This window comes from Mesorhizobium sp. M0062 (assembly GCF_040323125.1).
GTDB lineage: Bacteria > Pseudomonadota > Alphaproteobacteria > Rhizobiales > Rhizobiaceae > Mesorhizobium.
Genome location: NZ_JAMYUO010000015.1, coordinates 72,932 through 88,024, shown reverse-complemented (window position 1 = coordinate 88,024; position 15,093 = coordinate 72,932). Strand labels below are relative to the sequence as shown.

Annotated in this window: 17 protein-coding genes and 1 tRNA gene; 14 read left to right on the top strand and 4 right to left on the bottom strand. The window is 65.4% G+C overall.

Features of this window, described 5'->3' with window-relative positions; translation table 11 throughout:
* The first annotated feature begins 21 nt into the window (after positions 1–21).
* The 8 genes from NKJ64_RS18825 to NKJ64_RS18790 all read left to right on the top strand — a co-directional run bounded on the left by NKJ64_RS18825 (position 22) and on the right by NKJ64_RS18790 (position 6,834).
* Positions 22–1,248, top strand: a complete 1,227-nt coding sequence (locus tag NKJ64_RS18825; protein WP_023690314.1) for a bifunctional cobalt-precorrin-7 (C(5))-methyltransferase/cobalt-precorrin-6B (C(15))-methyltransferase — start codon at positions 22–24, stop codon at positions 1,246–1,248.
* Positions 1,245–1,631 (top strand): cobalamin biosynthesis protein, encoded by a 387-nt coding sequence (locus NKJ64_RS18820; RefSeq protein ID WP_352463128.1) that lies wholly within the window; start codon positions 1,245–1,247, stop codon positions 1,629–1,631. Before NKJ64_RS18825 ends, NKJ64_RS18820 begins: the two co-directional genes overlap by 4 nt.
* Positions 1,628–2,392 carry a precorrin-4 C(11)-methyltransferase gene (gene cobM / locus NKJ64_RS18815; RefSeq protein WP_023830154.1) on the top strand — a complete coding sequence of 255 codons (765 nt, stop codon included), beginning with the start codon at positions 1,628–1,630 and terminating at the stop codon, positions 2,390–2,392. The genes NKJ64_RS18820 and cobM overlap by 4 nt, the downstream gene beginning before the upstream one ends.
* Positions 2,393–2,418: 26 nt before the next feature.
* The gene (gene cobA / locus NKJ64_RS18810; RefSeq protein ID WP_196813900.1) at positions 2,419–3,201 is read left to right on the top strand and encodes a uroporphyrinogen-III C-methyltransferase; all 783 of its coding nucleotides are present in this window, start codon (positions 2,419–2,421) and stop codon (positions 3,199–3,201) included.
* The gene (locus NKJ64_RS18805) at positions 3,198–4,511 is read left to right on the top strand and encodes a cobyrinic acid a,c-diamide synthase CobB (protein WP_023827326.1); all 1,314 of its coding nucleotides are present in this window, start codon (positions 3,198–3,200) and stop codon (positions 4,509–4,511) included. The genes cobA and NKJ64_RS18805 overlap by 4 nt, the downstream gene beginning before the upstream one ends.
* The gene (gene cobS, locus NKJ64_RS18800) at positions 4,508–5,275 is read left to right on the top strand and encodes an adenosylcobinamide-GDP ribazoletransferase (RefSeq protein WP_031203590.1); all 768 of its coding nucleotides are present in this window, start codon (positions 4,508–4,510) and stop codon (positions 5,273–5,275) included. The genes NKJ64_RS18805 and cobS overlap by 4 nt, the downstream gene beginning before the upstream one ends.
* A 25-nt stretch (positions 5,276–5,300) precedes the next feature.
* Positions 5,301–6,311, top strand: a complete 1,011-nt coding sequence (cobT, locus tag NKJ64_RS18795; protein WP_023830152.1) for a nicotinate-nucleotide--dimethylbenzimidazole phosphoribosyltransferase — start codon at positions 5,301–5,303, stop codon at positions 6,309–6,311.
* A gap of 250 nt (positions 6,312–6,561) precedes the next feature.
* Positions 6,562–6,834, top strand: a complete 273-nt coding sequence (locus NKJ64_RS18790; RefSeq protein ID WP_155922523.1) for a hypothetical protein — start codon at positions 6,562–6,564, stop codon at positions 6,832–6,834.
* A 177-nt stretch (positions 6,835–7,011) separates the two neighbouring features.
* On the opposite strand, the gene NKJ64_RS18785 is transcribed toward NKJ64_RS18790, so the two are convergent.
* A tRNA-Lys gene (locus NKJ64_RS18785) sits at positions 7,012–7,087 on the bottom strand.
* A gap of 346 nt (positions 7,088–7,433) precedes the next feature.
* Positions 7,434–8,342 carry a PhzF family phenazine biosynthesis protein gene (locus NKJ64_RS18780; RefSeq protein WP_023830151.1) on the bottom strand — a complete coding sequence of 303 codons (909 nt, stop codon included), beginning with the start codon at positions 8,340–8,342 and terminating at the stop codon, positions 7,434–7,436.
* A 113-nt stretch (positions 8,343–8,455) separates the two neighbouring features.
* On the opposite strand from NKJ64_RS18780, the gene NKJ64_RS18775 reads away from it, so the two are divergent.
* The 4 genes from NKJ64_RS18775 to NKJ64_RS18760 all read left to right on the top strand — a co-directional run bounded on the left by NKJ64_RS18775 (position 8,456) and on the right by NKJ64_RS18760 (position 12,037).
* Positions 8,456–9,742, top strand: coding sequence for an efflux RND transporter periplasmic adaptor subunit (locus tag NKJ64_RS18775; RefSeq protein WP_023712690.1), 1,287 nt, complete (start codon positions 8,456–8,458; stop codon positions 9,740–9,742).
* A 4-nt stretch (positions 9,743–9,746) separates the two neighbouring features.
* Positions 9,747–10,451 (top strand): ABC transporter ATP-binding protein, encoded by a 705-nt coding sequence (locus NKJ64_RS18770; protein WP_023830150.1) that lies wholly within the window; start codon positions 9,747–9,749, stop codon positions 10,449–10,451.
* Positions 10,448–11,665 carry an ABC transporter permease gene (locus NKJ64_RS18765; RefSeq protein WP_023685173.1) on the top strand — a complete coding sequence of 406 codons (1,218 nt, stop codon included), beginning with the start codon at positions 10,448–10,450 and terminating at the stop codon, positions 11,663–11,665. Before NKJ64_RS18770 ends, NKJ64_RS18765 begins: the two co-directional genes overlap by 4 nt.
* A 129-nt stretch (positions 11,666–11,794) precedes the next feature.
* Positions 11,795–12,037 carry a hypothetical protein gene (locus NKJ64_RS18760; protein WP_023690325.1) on the top strand — a complete coding sequence of 81 codons (243 nt, stop codon included), beginning with the start codon at positions 11,795–11,797 and terminating at the stop codon, positions 12,035–12,037.
* On the opposite strand, the gene NKJ64_RS18755 is transcribed toward NKJ64_RS18760, so the two are convergent.
* Entirely contained in the window at positions 12,034–12,753 is a 720-nt protein-coding gene (locus NKJ64_RS18755) for an NUDIX hydrolase (protein WP_023668380.1), read from the bottom strand. The genes NKJ64_RS18760 and NKJ64_RS18755 overlap by 4 nt on opposite strands.
* 5 nt (positions 12,754–12,758) lie before the next feature.
* Entirely contained in the window at positions 12,759–13,871 is a 1,113-nt protein-coding gene (locus tag NKJ64_RS18750) for an endonuclease/exonuclease/phosphatase family protein (protein WP_023706152.1), read from the bottom strand.
* 157 nt (positions 13,872–14,028) lie between these two features.
* Here NKJ64_RS18750 and NKJ64_RS18745 point away from each other — a divergent pair, with 157 nt between their 5' ends.
* Positions 14,029–14,622, top strand: a complete 594-nt coding sequence (locus NKJ64_RS18745; RefSeq protein WP_023830149.1) for a BA14K family protein — start codon at positions 14,029–14,031, stop codon at positions 14,620–14,622.
* Positions 14,623–14,791: 169 nt separating this feature from the next.
* Positions 14,792–15,076, top strand: coding sequence for a PilZ domain-containing protein (locus NKJ64_RS18740; protein WP_023685169.1), 285 nt, complete (start codon positions 14,792–14,794; stop codon positions 15,074–15,076).
* The last annotated feature ends 17 nt before the right edge of the window (positions 15,077–15,093 follow it).

Genomic DNA, 15,093 nt, shown 5'->3' with positions numbered 1-15,093 from the left:
GCGAATGAGGGGCGGCGCGACATGTCAAAAAAACAGCCCACGCCAAAATGGCTCGCAATCGTCGGCATCGGCGAGGACGGTTTAGCGGGTCTCGGCGACGAGGCCAAGCGGCAGATCGCTGACGCCGAGACCGTCTTCGGCGGCAAGCGGCATCTGGCGCTGGTGGCTTCGCTCATCAAGGGTGAGCAGCGCCCATGGCCGGTGCCATTCGATGCCGACATGGCAGACGTGCTGGCGCTGGCCGGCCGGCGCGTCTGCGTGCTCGCCTCCGGTGATCCATTCTTCCACGGGGTCGGCGCCACCCTTGCCCGCAAGGTCAAGCCTGAAGAGATGCATGTCATCCCCGCGCCATCGGCGATTTCGCTGGCTGCCGCCCGGCTCGGCTGGGCGTTGCAGGACATCGAGACGATCTCGCTGCATGGAAGGCCGCTCGACCTGATCCGGCCGCTGCTGCATCCCAGGGCGCGCATCCTGGCGCTGACATCGGACGGCGACGCGCCAGCGACAATAGCGCGCCTGCTCGTAGAGCTCGACTTCGGCGGTTCGCGGCTGACCGTTCTGGAAGCGCTGGGCGGACCGAACGAGAAGCTTCGCTCGGCACGTGCCGACGCTTTCGATCTCAGAGACATCAATCCGCTCAACGTGCTGGCGTTTGAGCTTGAATCGACACAAGAGGCCCGCATCCTGCCGCTGACCGTTGGCCGCGCCGACCATCTGTTCGAGCACGACGGCCAGATCACCAAGCACGACATCCGCGCCATCACGCTTGCGGCGCTGGCGCCGAGGCGTGGCGAATTGCTGTGGGACATCGGCGCCGGTTCCGGCTCCATCGGCATCGAATGGATGCTCGCTCACCCCTCGATGCGCGCCATCGCCATCGAGGCCAACAGCGACCGCGCCGCCCGCATCGTCCGCAACGCCGCGCATTGCGGCGTGCCCGGTCTTGTCGTGGTGGAAGGGTCGGCGCCCAAGGCACTGGCCGGGCTGGACACGCCGGATGCGATCTTCATCGGCGGAGGTGGCAGCGACGCCGGCGTACTGAACGCCGCCATCAAGGCGCTGCCATCCCGTGGCCGTCTCGTTGCCAATGCGGTGACGCTGGAGATGGAGGCGCTGCTTCTCGCGGAGCACATCAAGCGCGGCGGCGACCTTACCCGCATCACCATTTCCCGCGCTTCTCCTGTCGGTTCGATGCAGGCCTGGCGCCCGGCCATGCCGGTCACCCAGTGGAGCTGGGTGAAGCCATGATGGTGGCGGGCATCGGCAGCCGGAAGGGCGTGAGCGTCGAAGACGTGCTCGCGGCGATCGAAACCGCCCTCGAAGCGCACGGGCTGGCGATAACGGCGCTGTCGGCCTTGGCGACCGCCGCGCTCAAGAAAGACGAAGAAGCGATCTCTGCCGCTGGCCGCACGCTTCACCTTCCCGTCATCATCGTTGATGACGCAGCACTTCAGGCCGTCTCGCCGGAGGCACTCAGCAAATCCGATCTCTCGCAGGATCTCGCCGGCACACCCTCCGTCTCAGAAGCCTCCGCCCTTGCCGTTGCCGGCCCCGGTGCGAAGCTGCTTGGTCCACGCACCGTGCTCGGCCCGGTCACCTGCGCCATCGCCATCAGCGGAGACGCGCCATGACCGTGCATTTCATCGGCGCCGGTCCCGGCGCCGCCGACCTCATCACACTGCGCGGCGCCAAGCTGCTGGCAAGCTGCCCGGTCTGTCTGCATGCCGGCTCGATCGTCGCGCCGGAATTGCTGCAACACTGCGCACCGGGGACCAAACTGATCGATACGGCGCCGATGTCACTCGACGAAATCGAGGTCGAATATGTGACAGCCCACCAGGCCGGCCACGATGTCGCCCGCCTGCATTCCGGCGACCTCTCGGTGTGGAGCGCCGTGGCCGAGCAGATCCGCCGGCTGGAAAAACACGGCATTCCTTACACGCTGACGCCGGGCGTTCCCTCTTTCGCCGCCGCAGCCGCAGCCCTTCGCCGCGAACTGACCATTCCCGAGGTGGCGCAAAGCCTGGTGCTGACCCGCGTCTCCGGCCGCGCCTCGAAAATGCCGCCGGGCGAAACGCTGGCCGGCTTCGGCCGCACCGGCGCCACACTGGCCATTCATCTCGCCATCCACGCCATCGATCGCGTCGTCGCCGAATTGTCGCCGCATTATGGCGGCGATTGCCCGGTGGCGATCGTCTTTCGCGCTTCATGGCCGGACGAGCGCGTGCTGACCGGCACGCTAGCGACCATGGAGGCGCTGCTCGCCGCCGATCCCATGGAGCGCACGGCGATCATCTTCGTCGGCCGCTCGCTGGCAGCGGAAGGTTTTGGCGAGAGTTCATTGTACGACGCCCACTACCAGCGGCGTTTTCGCGGGCGGGACGGTTTGTGAGCGGCAAGACCAAAAGCGAAAACCCGATGCTCGAACAGGCGCTTGCACGGCTGAACTTCAAGCCGCGCCGGCTTGAGCCGGGCCATGTCTGGCTGGCCGGCGCCGGTCCCGGCGATCCCGGCTGCCTGACGCTGGAAGTGCTGGCGGCATTGGCCGAGGCCGACGCTGTGGTCTATGACGCGCTGGTCTCCTCTGACGTTGTCGCCGTTGCGGACAATGCCCAGCTGTTCTTTGCGGGAAAGCGCGGCGGCAAGCCGTCGATGAAGCAGGACGACATCACCGCTTTGCTGGTGCGGCTGGCACGCGAGGGCCGCCGCGTCGTCCGGCTGAAGGGCGGCGATCCCTATATTTTCGGCCGCGGCGGCGAAGAGGCGCTGGCGCTGGCGCGCGAAAAAATCCCTTTCCGCGTCATGCCCGGCCTGACATCGGGGCTGAGCGCGCTGGCCGCCACCGGCATTCCCGCAACCATGCGCGGCATCAACAAGGCGATCATCCTGGCGACAGGTCATGCCGCCGGCACAGATGACGATCTCGACTGGGGCGCGATCGCCCGCACCGGCCAGCCGGTGGTCATCTATATGGGCATGGCCAATCTGCCTGTTATCGCCGCGTCGCTGCTCGAAGGCGGGCTGGCGCCGTCGACGCCGGCGGCTGTCATCGTTTCGGCGACGACACCGCAGGAGCGGACCGTCGTCGCGACACTCGCCACCATTTCCGAAGCGGCCGCCGCGGCGGAATTGGCCTCGCCGGCCCTCATTGTCGTCGGCGGCATCGTCGCCATGCGCGCAGCGCTGGCGGGTAACGCATGACCCGCGCCATCATCATCGGCGCGCCGCGTTCCGGCTCCGGCAAGACCAGCGTCACCATCGGCATTTTGCGCGCGCTCGTCCGGCGCGGCATCAAGGTGCGCGGCGCCAAGTCCGGCCCCGACTATATCGATCCGGGTTTTCATACCGCCGCCACCGGTCTGTCCGGCGTCAACCTGGACAGCTGGGCGATGTCGCCTGACCTGCTCAACGCGTTGGCCGGCAATGCCACCGAGGACGCCGATTTTATCTTCCTCGAAAGCGCCATGGGCCTGTTCGACGGCATCCCGGCCGGACAAGGCCGCACCGGCTCGGCCGCCGATCTGGCGCGGCTCTACCACCTGCCGGTGCTTTTGGTGCTCGACGTCTCGGGACAGTCGACGACGGCGGCCGCCGTCGCGAAGGGTTTTGCCACCTACGACCCGGATGTGCGCATGGCCGGAATCGTGCTCAACCGTCTCGGCAGCGAGCGCCACCGCAAGCTGTGCAGCGAGGCGATCGAAACGCTCGGCCTGCCGGTCGTCGGCGCCATCCTGCGCGATCCCACGCTCAATTTGCCGGAGCGCCATCTCGGCCTCGTCCAGGCCGGCGAATATGCCGACCTGATGACGCATCTCGACCGCCTCGCCGACATGGTCGAGAAATCCCTCGACCTTGACGCCATCATGGCGCTGGCCGCGCCGTTTTCGCCGGCATCAGGCAGTTTCGAACATGCCTTGCAGCCGCCCGGCCAGCGCATCGCACTCGCCGAAGATGCCGCTTTCACCTTCCTCTATCCGCACGTCGCCGCCCACTGGCGTCAGGCCGGCGCCGAGATCGTGCCGTTCTCGCCGCTCGCCGACGAAGCACCGGCGCAGGATTGCGATGTCTGCTGGCTGCCCGGCGGCTATCCCGAGCTTCACGCCGGCCGCCTCGCGGCGGCGACCAATTTCCGAGCTGGCATGGCAAGGTTTGCCGAGACCAAACCCATCCATGGCGAGTGCGGCGGCTTCATGGTGCTGGGCGAAGCGCTGGAGGACGCGGCCGGCGAGACGCACGCCATGCTTGGCCTGCTCGGCCATTCCACCAGCTTTGCCAAGCGCAAGATGAACCTCGGCTACCGCGAGGCACGCCTGCGCGCCGCCTGTCCGCTGGGGCCGCAAGGCGCGCTGATCCGTGGCCATGAATTCCACTATGCGCAGATGATCGCCACCGGCAATGATGAGCCGCTGGCCGACCTCGCCGACGGCCAGGGCAATCCACTCGGCGCCTCCGGCTATCGCCGCGGCCATGTGAGCGGCACCTTCTTCCACGCCATTGCGAGGGGCGCATGACCTCCGTGCCCTCGCCCCGGCAAGCGCTCGACGACGCCGCGCTTTGCCTCGTCTTCTTCACCCGCCTGCCGCTGCCGGTCTTCGACCTTCGTGGCCGCAGCCTGGCCGATGCGATCTGGGCGGCGCCTGTCGCCGGCCTCGCCGTCGCTTTGGTCGGCGCTGTCGTCTACGCTATCGGGATTAAGCTCGGCCTCGCCGCCGGTCCGGCGGCCGCCCTTGCGCTTGCAGCAACCCTGCTCGCCACGGGCTGCCTGCATGAGGATGGGCTGTCGGATGTCGCAGATGGCTTTGGCGGCGGCAAGACGCGCGATAAAAAACTGGAGATCATGCGCGACAGCCGCATCGGCGCCTATGGCGCAGCAGCTCTTGGCCTGTCGATGCTCATCCGCTGGAGCGCGCTGTCGCAACTGGCCAATCCGACAAGCGTGCTCTTCGCGCTGATCGCCGCACACGCCGCATCGCGCGGCCTGCTCGGCGCGTTCATGCATCTGGCGCCGGCGGCGCGCAGTGACGGCCTGTCTGCCGGCGCCGGGACCGTCTCGACCCAGACAGCTGTTCTCGGCGCCGTGCTCGGGGCCATCCCGCTTCTGACTCTGGGGCTCGGCGGCGCCTTTGCCGCACTGATCCTGCTCGCTCTCGTGTTCAGCGCCTTGCGCGCGCTCTGCCTCAACCAGATTGGCGGCCACACCGGTGACACGATCGGCGCCCTGCAGCAGTTGGGCGAGATCACTGTCCTGCTCGTCGCTTCCATTTCCCTGTCCTGATTCTTCCCCGGAGATTCCTTCCCCCATGCCCTTCAAATCATTCGATGAACTGCGCGCCGCCTGTTTCGATCTGCCTGCCGGCAGCGATACCGCCGCCAATGCAGTCGCCCGCCGCCAGGACACGCTGACGAAGCCGCAAGGCAGCCTGGGCCGGCTGGAAACCCTCGCCGCCTGGCTGGCACGCTGGCAGGGCCGCGACATGCCGAAACTCGATCGCGTCAAAGTCTTCGTGTTCGCCGGCAATCACGGCGTCACCGCGCAGGGCGTGTCGGCCTTCCCGTCGGAAGTGACCGTGCAGATGTTGGCGAATTTTGCCGGCGGCGGCGCCGCCATCAACCAGCTTGCCCGCATCGCCGGCGCGGAACTCGACGTCATCCCGCTCGATCTCGATCATCCGACAGGCGACTTCACTGACGTGCCGGCAATGGACGAAAAAAACTTCCTCGCCGCCGTCTCGGCTGGCTATGACGCGGTGACGAACGACCTCGACCTCGTCTGTTTCGGCGAGATGGGCATCGGCAACACCACGCCGGCGGCCGCCATCTCGACCGCCCTGTTCGGCGGCGGCGCTGAAAAATGGACCGGGCGCGGCACCGGCGTCGACGATGCCGGGCTGAAGCGCAAGGTCACCGCCATTGAATCCGGCCTTAAGCGCCATGCCGACGCGCTGTCCGACCCGCTGAAGATCGCCGCCGCCCTTGGCGGCCGCGAACTCGCCGCCATCTTCGGCGCCACGCTCGCCGCCCGCCGCAAGAACGTCCCGGTGCTGCTCGACGGCTTCGTCTGCACGGCAGCGGCAGCGCCCCTGGCGCGACTGCACCCCTCAGGCCTCGCCCACACCATCGCCGCCCATGTCTCGGCCGAATCCGGCCACCGCCGCCTGCTCGAAGCGCTCGGCCTGCCGCCGCTGCTCGACCTCGGCATGCGGCTCGGCGAAGGCTCCGGCGCCTGCCTCGCCGTCAACATCGTCCGCTCGGCACTGGAATGCCATGCGAGGATGGCGAGTTTTGCCGAGGCTGGCGTGTCAGAGAAGTAGCTAGAGCGATTTGACGGGAGGGCGCCGGCCCGAACCTTCACTGACCATCGTCGGGCCGGTCACTGGCATTCCAGGCTGGTGGCTCGAACAGCACGGCCGCTGAAAGATTCCCCACCTGGGGGTTGGCCCGCTGCTTCTGTGGTGGGCTCTTTTTACTGGCACTATTCGCCGCCGTTGCCGACAAAATGTGATTGACGTAACGGTGACCAGGCGCAATCATTACGGATTGTGCAGGGTGAGGGCGTTTTCAATGAAACTCGTTGTCTTTGGCGTAGCAATAGTATTGGCCGCTACCGGAGCAGCTGTTGCGAAAGAGAAGAAAAAGGTGGCCACCGCTCAGGCTACAACCTCGTGTTCTACAGCTCATAAGAAGGCTGGCAGCAAGCCGACCGCGAAACCGGATTGCAAATCGACAGGCACCGTGGTTGCGCGACCGTCAAATAGGGCCGAAAACTTCCTGGATCATTATAATCCGCGCTTAGGGTATGACACCAGTCCGTGGTTTCAAACTGGCTTTAATTGATGGCGGCTTCGGCTTCCGGGCTTTTCTTAATCCAGCGCGGCCTTCACTCCTTCGCCAAATAGCGCACCGGCTTACCGGCCGCCGAGTTTAAGGCAAACCTGCCCCATGATTGAGGCATGTCGAGGCGCGTCAACGCGTCCGGCATTCCAAGGTCTTCCACCAACTCTTCTAGAAATTTGGTGGGTGCGCACAGGATTGAACTGTGGACCCGCTGATTAAGAGTCAGCTGCTCTACCAACTGAGCTACGCACCCACTCGACCGGTAAAAACCGGCGTTGGCGGGCATATAGCCGCCGATACCGGTCCTGTCCAGCCCTGCCGGAATCATTTCCCGACAAATCGCTCCGGGCTTCGGTTTCGAGTGTTGCAGCGAAGCAAAAACCAGAGTCGGCGGCGGGACAGCGCCCCCCTCTGCCCTGCCGGGCATCTCCCCCACTTGGGGGGAGATTGGCAGCCTTGCCGTTTCGCCTGTCTTTCGGCGTTGGAGATTGGCGAAAGCCAATGCGACATCCGATCTCCCCCCTCGTGGGGGAGATGTCCGGCAGGACAGAGGGGGGCGTGAAGGATCGCCGACAGCGACGATCTCAGCCACGGGCCACTCAAACGAACAGCTTGCCTTCCGCCACTTTTACCGCATGGCCGCCGATGCGCGCGGAGGCCAGTTTTCCGCCTTCGACAGTGAGTTCGAGGCGGATGCGCGAAGGGCGGCCCATCTCCAGCCCCTGCTCGATCCACAGCTGCGAAATGCCGTCGGTCGGGCCATCGAACTGCATGATGGCGCCGGCAAAGGCCGCCGCCGCCGACCCGGTCGCCGGGTCTTCATAGGACGGCGTGCCCGGCACGATCATACGGACATGGAAGGCGCTGTCATGGTTCACCGTCTGGCGGCAATAGACATACGGGCTGGCGAAGGCCCATTCGCTCTTGCGCGGCGCCAGTTCCGACCAGGCCTGGTTGTCGAGCTTGACCCGGGCCGCAGCCTCCAGATTGGCGACCGGAATGGTGACGTAAGGCACGCCTGCCGACCAGAACGACACTAGGTGATTCTCGAAGCCGATCTCGTGCGGCGCCAGGCCAAGGGCTGCGCCGATCGCTTGCGAATCGGCGTCGAGCTTCAGCGGTTCCGGCAGCTTCGCCAGGTCGAACTCCGCAAAGGTGGCGCCATCGTGCCAGCTGACGGCGCAGCGCACCGGGCCGATGTTCTCCTCCAGCACGAAGATGCCGGCGTCGCCCTCGCCCGTCAGTTCAGCCAGCGCGATCGCGGCGCCAACTGTCGGATGTCCGGCGAACGGCATCTCATAGTCGGGCGTGAAAATGCGGATGCGGTTGCGATGTTTTGGATTGTCCGGCGGCAGGACGAAGACCGATTCGGACAGGTTGAACTCGCGCGCAATGGCCTGCATGGCGGCTGTATCCAGCCCTTGGCTGTCGAGCACGACAGCCAGCGGATTGCCGGCCAGCCGCTCCGTCGTAAACACATCGTAGAGCAAGTAATTGCGGGTCTGCATCTTGAAAAACCTTCCGCCTCAATCCGAACATGGCCGAAATTTAATTTGATATTCGAACCACCAAGCCTGATCTGTGCACAACTAGGGACATTACGCTTTCATAGGGGTCCGGCGTGGACCAGCTTGTCAATCTGCCAAAGACGGAATCGGATTCCGCCATCGAGGCGGCGCTCGGGCTTGATCAGAGCGGCGTGCGCAAGACGCGCCGTCGTGGCTGGCTTTACGCGCTGCTGGCGCTGATCGCCGTTGCCGGCGGCCTCGCTGGCTACCAGTGGTATGCCGGCTCCCCGGCCAAGATCGACTACACCACCACGCCGGCTACCATTGCCGACCTCACCGTCGCGGTTTCGGCGACCGGCACGCTGCAGCCCCTCACCCAGGTCGACATTTCAAGCGAGCTGTCCGGTATCATCCGCTCGGTCTCGGCCGAAGAGAACCAGCAGGTCAAGAAGGGCGACGTGCTGGCGACGCTCGACACGGTGAAACTCGAGGTCCAGATCGAACGCGCCGAAGCCTCGGCCAAGGCCGCTGCCGCCAATGTCGAGGACGCCACGGTAACCCTGAAGGAGAACGAAAGCGCCCTCACCCGCGCGGCCGAACTGACCAGGCGTGGCATGGCGACCGACCAGTCGCTCGAGGCGGCGACTGCCACGCGCGACCGCTCCAAGGCGGCGCTCGATAGTGCGCAGGCCAATCTCGCCATCGCCCAGGCCGATCTCAAGGCGCAGCAGACCGACCTTGCCAAGAGCACCATCTATGCGCCGATTGACGGCATCGTCTTGACGCGTTCCGTCGACCCCGGCCAGACGGTCGCCTCCTCGCTGCAGGCGCCGGTTCTGTTCATCATCGCCGCCGATTTGAGGAACATGGAATTGGTGGCGGCGGTCGACGAGGCCGATATCGGCGCGGTCAAACCAGGCCAGCATGCACGCTTCACCGTCGATGCCTTTCCGGAGCGGCCGTTCGACGCCGAGATCCGCGACATCTCCTACGCCTCGGTCACCACCGACGGCGTCGTCACCTACAATGCACGGTTGGAAGTCGACAATAACGAGCTTTTGCTGCGGCCCGGCATGACCGCCACGGTTTCGGTCGTCACCAGGCAGGCCAAGAGCGTGCTCACCGTGCCGTCCACCGCTTTCCGCTACCGCCCGGCGCAGCAGGCCGCGCGCGCGTGGAGCCTCAGCGATCTGTTCACCGGCCGCATGGGCCGTGGCGGCAACCGCCGCCAGCCGGTGAAGGCGCCCACCGACGGCTCACGCACGCTCTATGTGCTGGAGAACGGCCGGCCGCACCCGGTCAACGTCAAGATCGGCTCCACCGACGGCGAACTGACCGAGATCACCTCCGGGCTGGATGAAGGTGCAGAGGTTATCACGACCTCGCAGCTGCGGAGCTGACGCCATGGCCGCGGGCCTCATCGGTTTCGACACGGTCTGGAAGAGCTATGGCCAGGGCGAAGCCAAGGTCCATGCGCTGGCCGGCGTCGACCTCGCCATCCAGCGTAGCGAATTCGTCGCCATCATGGGCCCGTCCGGTTCGGGCAAATCGACCGCGATGAACATCATCGGTTGCCTCGACACGCCGACGGCCGGAACCTACTCCTTCATGGGCATCGACGCCGGGCGGCTCGACCGCAACCGCCGGGCGCTTCTGCGCAATCTCTATATCGGCTTCGTCTTCCAGGGTTACAATCTGTTGCCGCGCACCACGGCGGCGGAAAATGTCGAGCTGCCGCTGATCTATCGCGGCGCGCCGGCCCGCGAGCGCCGCGATCTTGCCATGCAGGCGCTGGCGGAGGTCGGCCTGGTCGGGCGCGAACATCACACGCCGGCCGAACTCTCCGGTGGTCAGCAACAGCGCGTGGCGATCGCGCGCGCCATCGTCACCAGGCCGACGCTGCTCGTCGCCGACGAGCCGACCGGCAATCTCGACACCGCCCGCACGCATGAGATCATGGAGTTGTTGACGCGGCTGAACCGGGAGCTCGGCTTGACCATCGCCATGGTCACCCACGAGGCCGATGTCGCCGATTATGCCGAGCGCACCATCCGCTTCCTCGACGGCCACGTCGCGTCCGACACGGCCAAGTCGGAGTTGGCGTCATGATCTGGGAAACCGTCCGCCTCTCTCTGCGCTCCATCCGCCGCAATGTGCTGCGCTCGTTCCTGACGCTGCTCGGCATCGTCATCGGTGTCGCCGCCGTCATCGCCATGCTGACCATCGGTTCGGGCACCACGGCCAAGGTCAAGTCGGACATCGCCAAGCTCGGCTCGAACCTGCTCGTCGTCCGTTCCGGCCGCCCGGCAGGCACCGGCGGACCAGGCGGGCTCGACCAGGCGGTACGGCCTCTGGCCGACAAGGATGTAGCCGCCCTCGTAGCCCACCTGACCGGAGCGCGCGCCATTGCGCCGGCGTCGCAGAAACAAGTCCGCGTCATCTTCGGCACCGAGAGCCTGACCTCGGGGGTCACCGGCACCGACAGCGCCTATCTCGACGCCCGCGACTGGAAGCTGGTGTCGGGCCGCCCGTTCTCGGATTCGGAAACACGCTCCGGCACCGGCGTGTGCCTGATCGGCGAAACGGTGCGCCAGCAATTCTTCGGCGCCGGCGAACCCGAGGGCGAGATCATCCGCGTCAACCGCACCTCGTGCAAGATCATCGGCCTGCTCGAACCCAAGGGCTATACCGGCTTCGGCCAGGACCAGGACAATGTCGTCTTGATGCCGCTTGCCGCCTATCAGCGCCGCATCGCCGGCAACCGCGACATCGACAACATCTACGTCGCCGCCGACGACCGCACCCCGACCACCGAATTGCAGCCGCGAGTCGAGGACATTTTGCGCGACACCCGCCGCATCACGCCGGACCGCGAAGACGATTTCTCGATCCGCGACATGACCCAGATCGCCGACGCCATGGCCAGCGCCACCACCACCATGACCGGCATGCTGGGCGCCGTCGCGGGCGTCAGCCTGCTGGTCGGCGGCATCGGGATCATGAACATCATGCTGGTCTCGGTCACTGAGCGCACCCGCGAGATCGGCATCAGGCTCGCCATCGGCGCGCATGAAAAGCACATCCTCATCCAGTTCCTGGTCGAGGCGACGGTGCTGTCGCTGCTCGGCGGCATTATCGGCATCCTGATCGGCCTGGCGCTGGCCGGCCTCGCCTCGGCAACGCTGGCCATACCGTTTGCGCCGAGCCCGGCGGTCATCCTGCTCGCCGTCGGTTTTTCGGCGCTGATCGGCATGGTGTTCGGCTTCTTCCCGGCGCTGCGCGGCGCCAGGCTCGACCCGATCGACGCGCTGCGCCACGAATAAGCGCCAGATCAGCTCCACCGCAACCAACCGCTATCCACAAGGATGGGTGCTTGTCGACATCGGCAATACTTGTTGTCGTCCGGTCTGCGATGCTAATTTTAGAGCAAAGCATCTGGTCAAGGAGTGGCAATGAGCAAGAAGGCGCGGCTGATTCTGACGATGGTGATCATCGAAGGCGCCCTTGCGGGACTTTGGTGGTATCTCGCCCGCTACGGCATGGCCAATCCCGATCGTGTCACCGCCGATTTTCAGGCAGTCGTCGGCCAGACGATGGGCATGGTCATGGGTGGATTGCTGGGCATCGGCGTTATCCTGTTCCTCGTCGCCGCCCGCAACGACCGCAAGGCGGCGCAGAACAATCCGCGCCGTTAGCCCCCGCCACCGCCAAAATGCCACTCGACCAGCGGCTTCATATGCGGTGCCAGCCCTTCCGGCAGGTCGGCGGCGTGGCGGATGATCACCGGCCCCTCGATCTCCGGCTCGGTCTCGGTCGCGACGAAGGCGCCGATGCGCCGCGCAATCTCGTCGGCCGGCGCATCGACGTGGTAGCGGCGGAAGAGGACCGTGCCGGTCGAAGTCGACAGCGCATGGTAGCGCTTGCCGCGCGCAGCGCCTGTCAGGTCAAGCCCGGTCTCCTCGCGCACTTCACGGATCATGTTGAAATCGACATCGACGCGGCCATCGCGAAAATCGATCGGCTCGAACGAGCCGGCAGCGAAGTAGACACTGCCGGCCGGGACCGTGTGCGCGCCCATGCGGATCGCCACCAGGGCGTTGTCGCCGGCGACCAGCATGGCGTGACCATAGGCATGCTCGGCGCCCGTCCCCTGCCGGTTCTTTCGCCACAGCAGGAAGGTCGAGTACTTCACCGCGTGACAACGCCCGACGATCCGGTTGTCGCGCCAGGCGAGCGCCGAGAGCAGCACCACCGTGCCGTCGAACAGCGCCGGATTGGCCGTAACCTCACGCCGCCAGTTGTCAGTGATCGCCTGCGCGTTGTCGCGCTCGAACGGATGCGGGCCGGGGTCGAGCCGGACGTCGATTTCGTCGACGGGCAGGATGACGTTGCGCGGCAGGTCGAAGCTCACCGTGCTCAAGCCATGTCCAGGGTAATTGCGACGGGACAATGGTCCGACGCCTTCGGCCGGTCCCAGCCGGCGCGCGGAAAGCGCTCCACCGCCTGTCCCGCCGGAAAGATGGTGCGCCAGGGCTGGCCGTTGCGGATGATGTCGGGCACCGCCGTCGCATTCTTCGCCGCCAGCCCTTTCGACAGCAGGATGTAGTCGAGCTGGCACAGATGCCGCTCCTTCGGCCCGCGCGTGTGGTAGAAACTCCAGCGGTCCATCTCCGGCCGCCGCTCGACGACATTCTCGCAAAAGCCGCCGGCGGTGAGCACATCGATACAGGACTGGCTCTCGTCGATCACCTGGAAGCGGTAGCCGTCGATAGCGTCGCCCTCGATCTTCACCCGCTGGCGGTAGTCGTTCATGTCGCCGCAGATCGCCCAGTTTTTATCGGCTGCGTGCTCTTTGCCGAAGCGCTCCTCGATGATGCGGCGCACGGCTTGCGCCTCGGCGATGCGCACCGGCATCGTCGCCTCGCGGCCGTCGAGCCCATTGCGCGGCGAGCCCATCGATTTGAAATGGACGAGGTAAAGCGTCAGCGGCACGCCGCCGACCTTGATGTCGACCTCCAGGCAATCGCGCCGGAAGATGCGTTCATTGGCCAGGTTGCCGAGCGCCTCGAGTTCAGGCGTGTGCAATCCGAACTGCTCGAACGTGACATAGGCATGGCTGGTCATGCGCACGAATTCGATCGGCTGACCTTGCGCTGTCTCGTTGCGCATCATCAGGGCAACGTCGATGCCGCGCGAATCATTGCCGGCGGTGGTGTATTTCTGCCGGTAACCCTCGCCCACCATCTTGAAGAGATAGCCATACTCGAACGCCTTCAGCGCCTCGATGTTGTCAACCTCCTGCATGCAGATGATGTCGGCGCGGGTGGCGGCGATGGCGAGCGCGGTCAACTGGCGCGTATCGTCGGACTGTGCGATGGCGCGCGCCTGCTCCAGCATCCGGTATTCGGCTTCGCTCTGGATGTCGAAAAGCGCCAGCGTGCGGTCTTCGTTGAGCTGGTTGCGAAAGCCCGAGAAATCGAACCTGTTCATCAGGTTTTCGACATTGAAAGTGGCGAGGCGCAGCGACATGGGCTGACCTTTGCCTGCAAGCGCCCATGAAAACAAGGGCTGCTCGTCATGGCTGATGGAACCTTTCCGTTCATCCTCCGTTCAGACGCCAAGGTCCATCAATAGGCCACTTCCCTGGGGTATCCGGGCGTGGGGCCTGTATCACTTGGAGAGTGCAATGAGCTCGCTCTTTTCGTCCACAGTCAAATCCGGGCTGTTAGCGCTCGGTCTTTTCTCGGGTCTCACGGCGCCATCCGCCGCGGGCCCGATCCTGCAGCCGGACTTGTCGGTGCCGGCAAGCACCGCATTGTCTGACATCACACCGGTTCGCGACAGCTGGGCGGGCGGCAATGACCGCCGCTCCTTCAACGATTGGCAGTGGCGCCGCCACGACGGCCGTCGCTTTGCCCGGTCAGGCAACTGGAACAACGGCAACTGGAATGGCGGCAACTGGAACGGCGGCGACAACTGGCGCTGGCGCCATCACCGCCACCATCGCGGCCGTGATTTTGACACCGGCGCCGCAGCAGTTCTCGGCCTCGGCCTGGGTCTCGGCCTCGGCAGCATCTACAACAACGGCTACTACAACAACGGCTATTACAATGACGGCTATTACGTGCAGCCGGCGCCCCGCCGCTATTACCGCACGCAGCGTCTGTCCAGCGCCCATGTACAGTGGTGCTACGACCGCTATCGGTCCTACCGGGCCTGGGACAACACGTTCCAGCCCTATGATGGCCCGCGCCAGCAATGCTGGTCGCCCTACAGCTGAACTATAAACGACAATACACGACGGCGCCGCCCCATCGCGGCGCCGTTTTCATTTGGGAAAGACGGCTGGTCTCGGTCACCGCTAACCATATGTTTATCGGCTCAGCCTATCCGTGATATCGTGCCCCATCTGACGATCGCGCCGATCCGGTCGCGAAGGACGTGCCGTCATGGCCGACAACGAATTGCGAAACAAACACCGGCAGCGCGTGCTGAAAGGCGCGACGATTCTGACCGGCCTCACCAATTCCGAGGTCAAGTGCACGGTGCGCAACATGCATGCCGGCGGCGCCGAGCTGAAAGTGTCTATAGACGCGCGCGTGCCGGACGAGTTCCTGCTCTATGTGCCGGTCGACGGCATCGGCTACAAGGCCATCGTGCGCTGGCGCCGCGACGACCGCATCGGCGTCGAGTTCACCGGCACCGAGCCGAAGCCGCATTGGCACTATGGCTGAGCGTCCTGATCGATAAA

What these genes read in the sequence shown, in the direction of transcription:
- cobM (WP_023830154.1), top strand. Translation starts at nt 1,628, where the DNA reads ATGACCGTGCATTTCATCGGCGCCGGTCCCGGCGCCGCCGACCTCATC.
- NKJ64_RS18765 (WP_023685173.1), top strand. Translation starts at nt 10,448, where the DNA reads ATGATCTGGGAAACCGTCCGCCTCTCTCTGCGCTCCATCCGCCGCAAT.
- NKJ64_RS18760 (WP_023690325.1), top strand. Translation starts at nt 11,795, where the DNA reads ATGAGCAAGAAGGCGCGGCTGATTCTGACGATGGTGATCATCGAAGGC.
- NKJ64_RS18750 (WP_023706152.1), bottom strand. Translation starts at nt 13,871, where the DNA reads ATGTCGCTGCGCCTCGCCACTTTCAATGTCGAAAACCTGATGAACAGG.
- NKJ64_RS18770 (WP_023830150.1), top strand. Translation starts at nt 9,747, where the DNA reads ATGGCCGCGGGCCTCATCGGTTTCGACACGGTCTGGAAGAGCTATGGC.
- cobS (WP_031203590.1), top strand. Translation starts at nt 4,508, where the DNA reads ATGACCTCCGTGCCCTCGCCCCGGCAAGCGCTCGACGACGCCGCGCTT.
- cobA (WP_196813900.1), top strand. Translation starts at nt 2,419, where the DNA reads ATGCTCGAACAGGCGCTTGCACGGCTGAACTTCAAGCCGCGCCGGCTT.
- NKJ64_RS18790 (WP_155922523.1), top strand. Translation starts at nt 6,562, where the DNA reads ATGAAACTCGTTGTCTTTGGCGTAGCAATAGTATTGGCCGCTACCGGA.
- NKJ64_RS18740 (WP_023685169.1), top strand. Translation starts at nt 14,792, where the DNA reads ATGGCCGACAACGAATTGCGAAACAAACACCGGCAGCGCGTGCTGAAA.
- NKJ64_RS18820 (WP_352463128.1), top strand. Translation starts at nt 1,245, where the DNA reads ATGATGGTGGCGGGCATCGGCAGCCGGAAGGGCGTGAGCGTCGAAGAC.
- NKJ64_RS18805 (WP_023827326.1), top strand. Translation starts at nt 3,198, where the DNA reads ATGACCCGCGCCATCATCATCGGCGCGCCGCGTTCCGGCTCCGGCAAG.
- NKJ64_RS18825 (WP_023690314.1), top strand. Translation starts at nt 22, where the DNA reads ATGTCAAAAAAACAGCCCACGCCAAAATGGCTCGCAATCGTCGGCATC.
- cobT (WP_023830152.1), top strand. Translation starts at nt 5,301, where the DNA reads ATGCCCTTCAAATCATTCGATGAACTGCGCGCCGCCTGTTTCGATCTG.
- NKJ64_RS18780 (WP_023830151.1), bottom strand. Translation starts at nt 8,342, where the DNA reads ATGCAGACCCGCAATTACTTGCTCTACGATGTGTTTACGACGGAGCGG.
- NKJ64_RS18745 (WP_023830149.1), top strand. Translation starts at nt 14,029, where the DNA reads ATGAGCTCGCTCTTTTCGTCCACAGTCAAATCCGGGCTGTTAGCGCTC.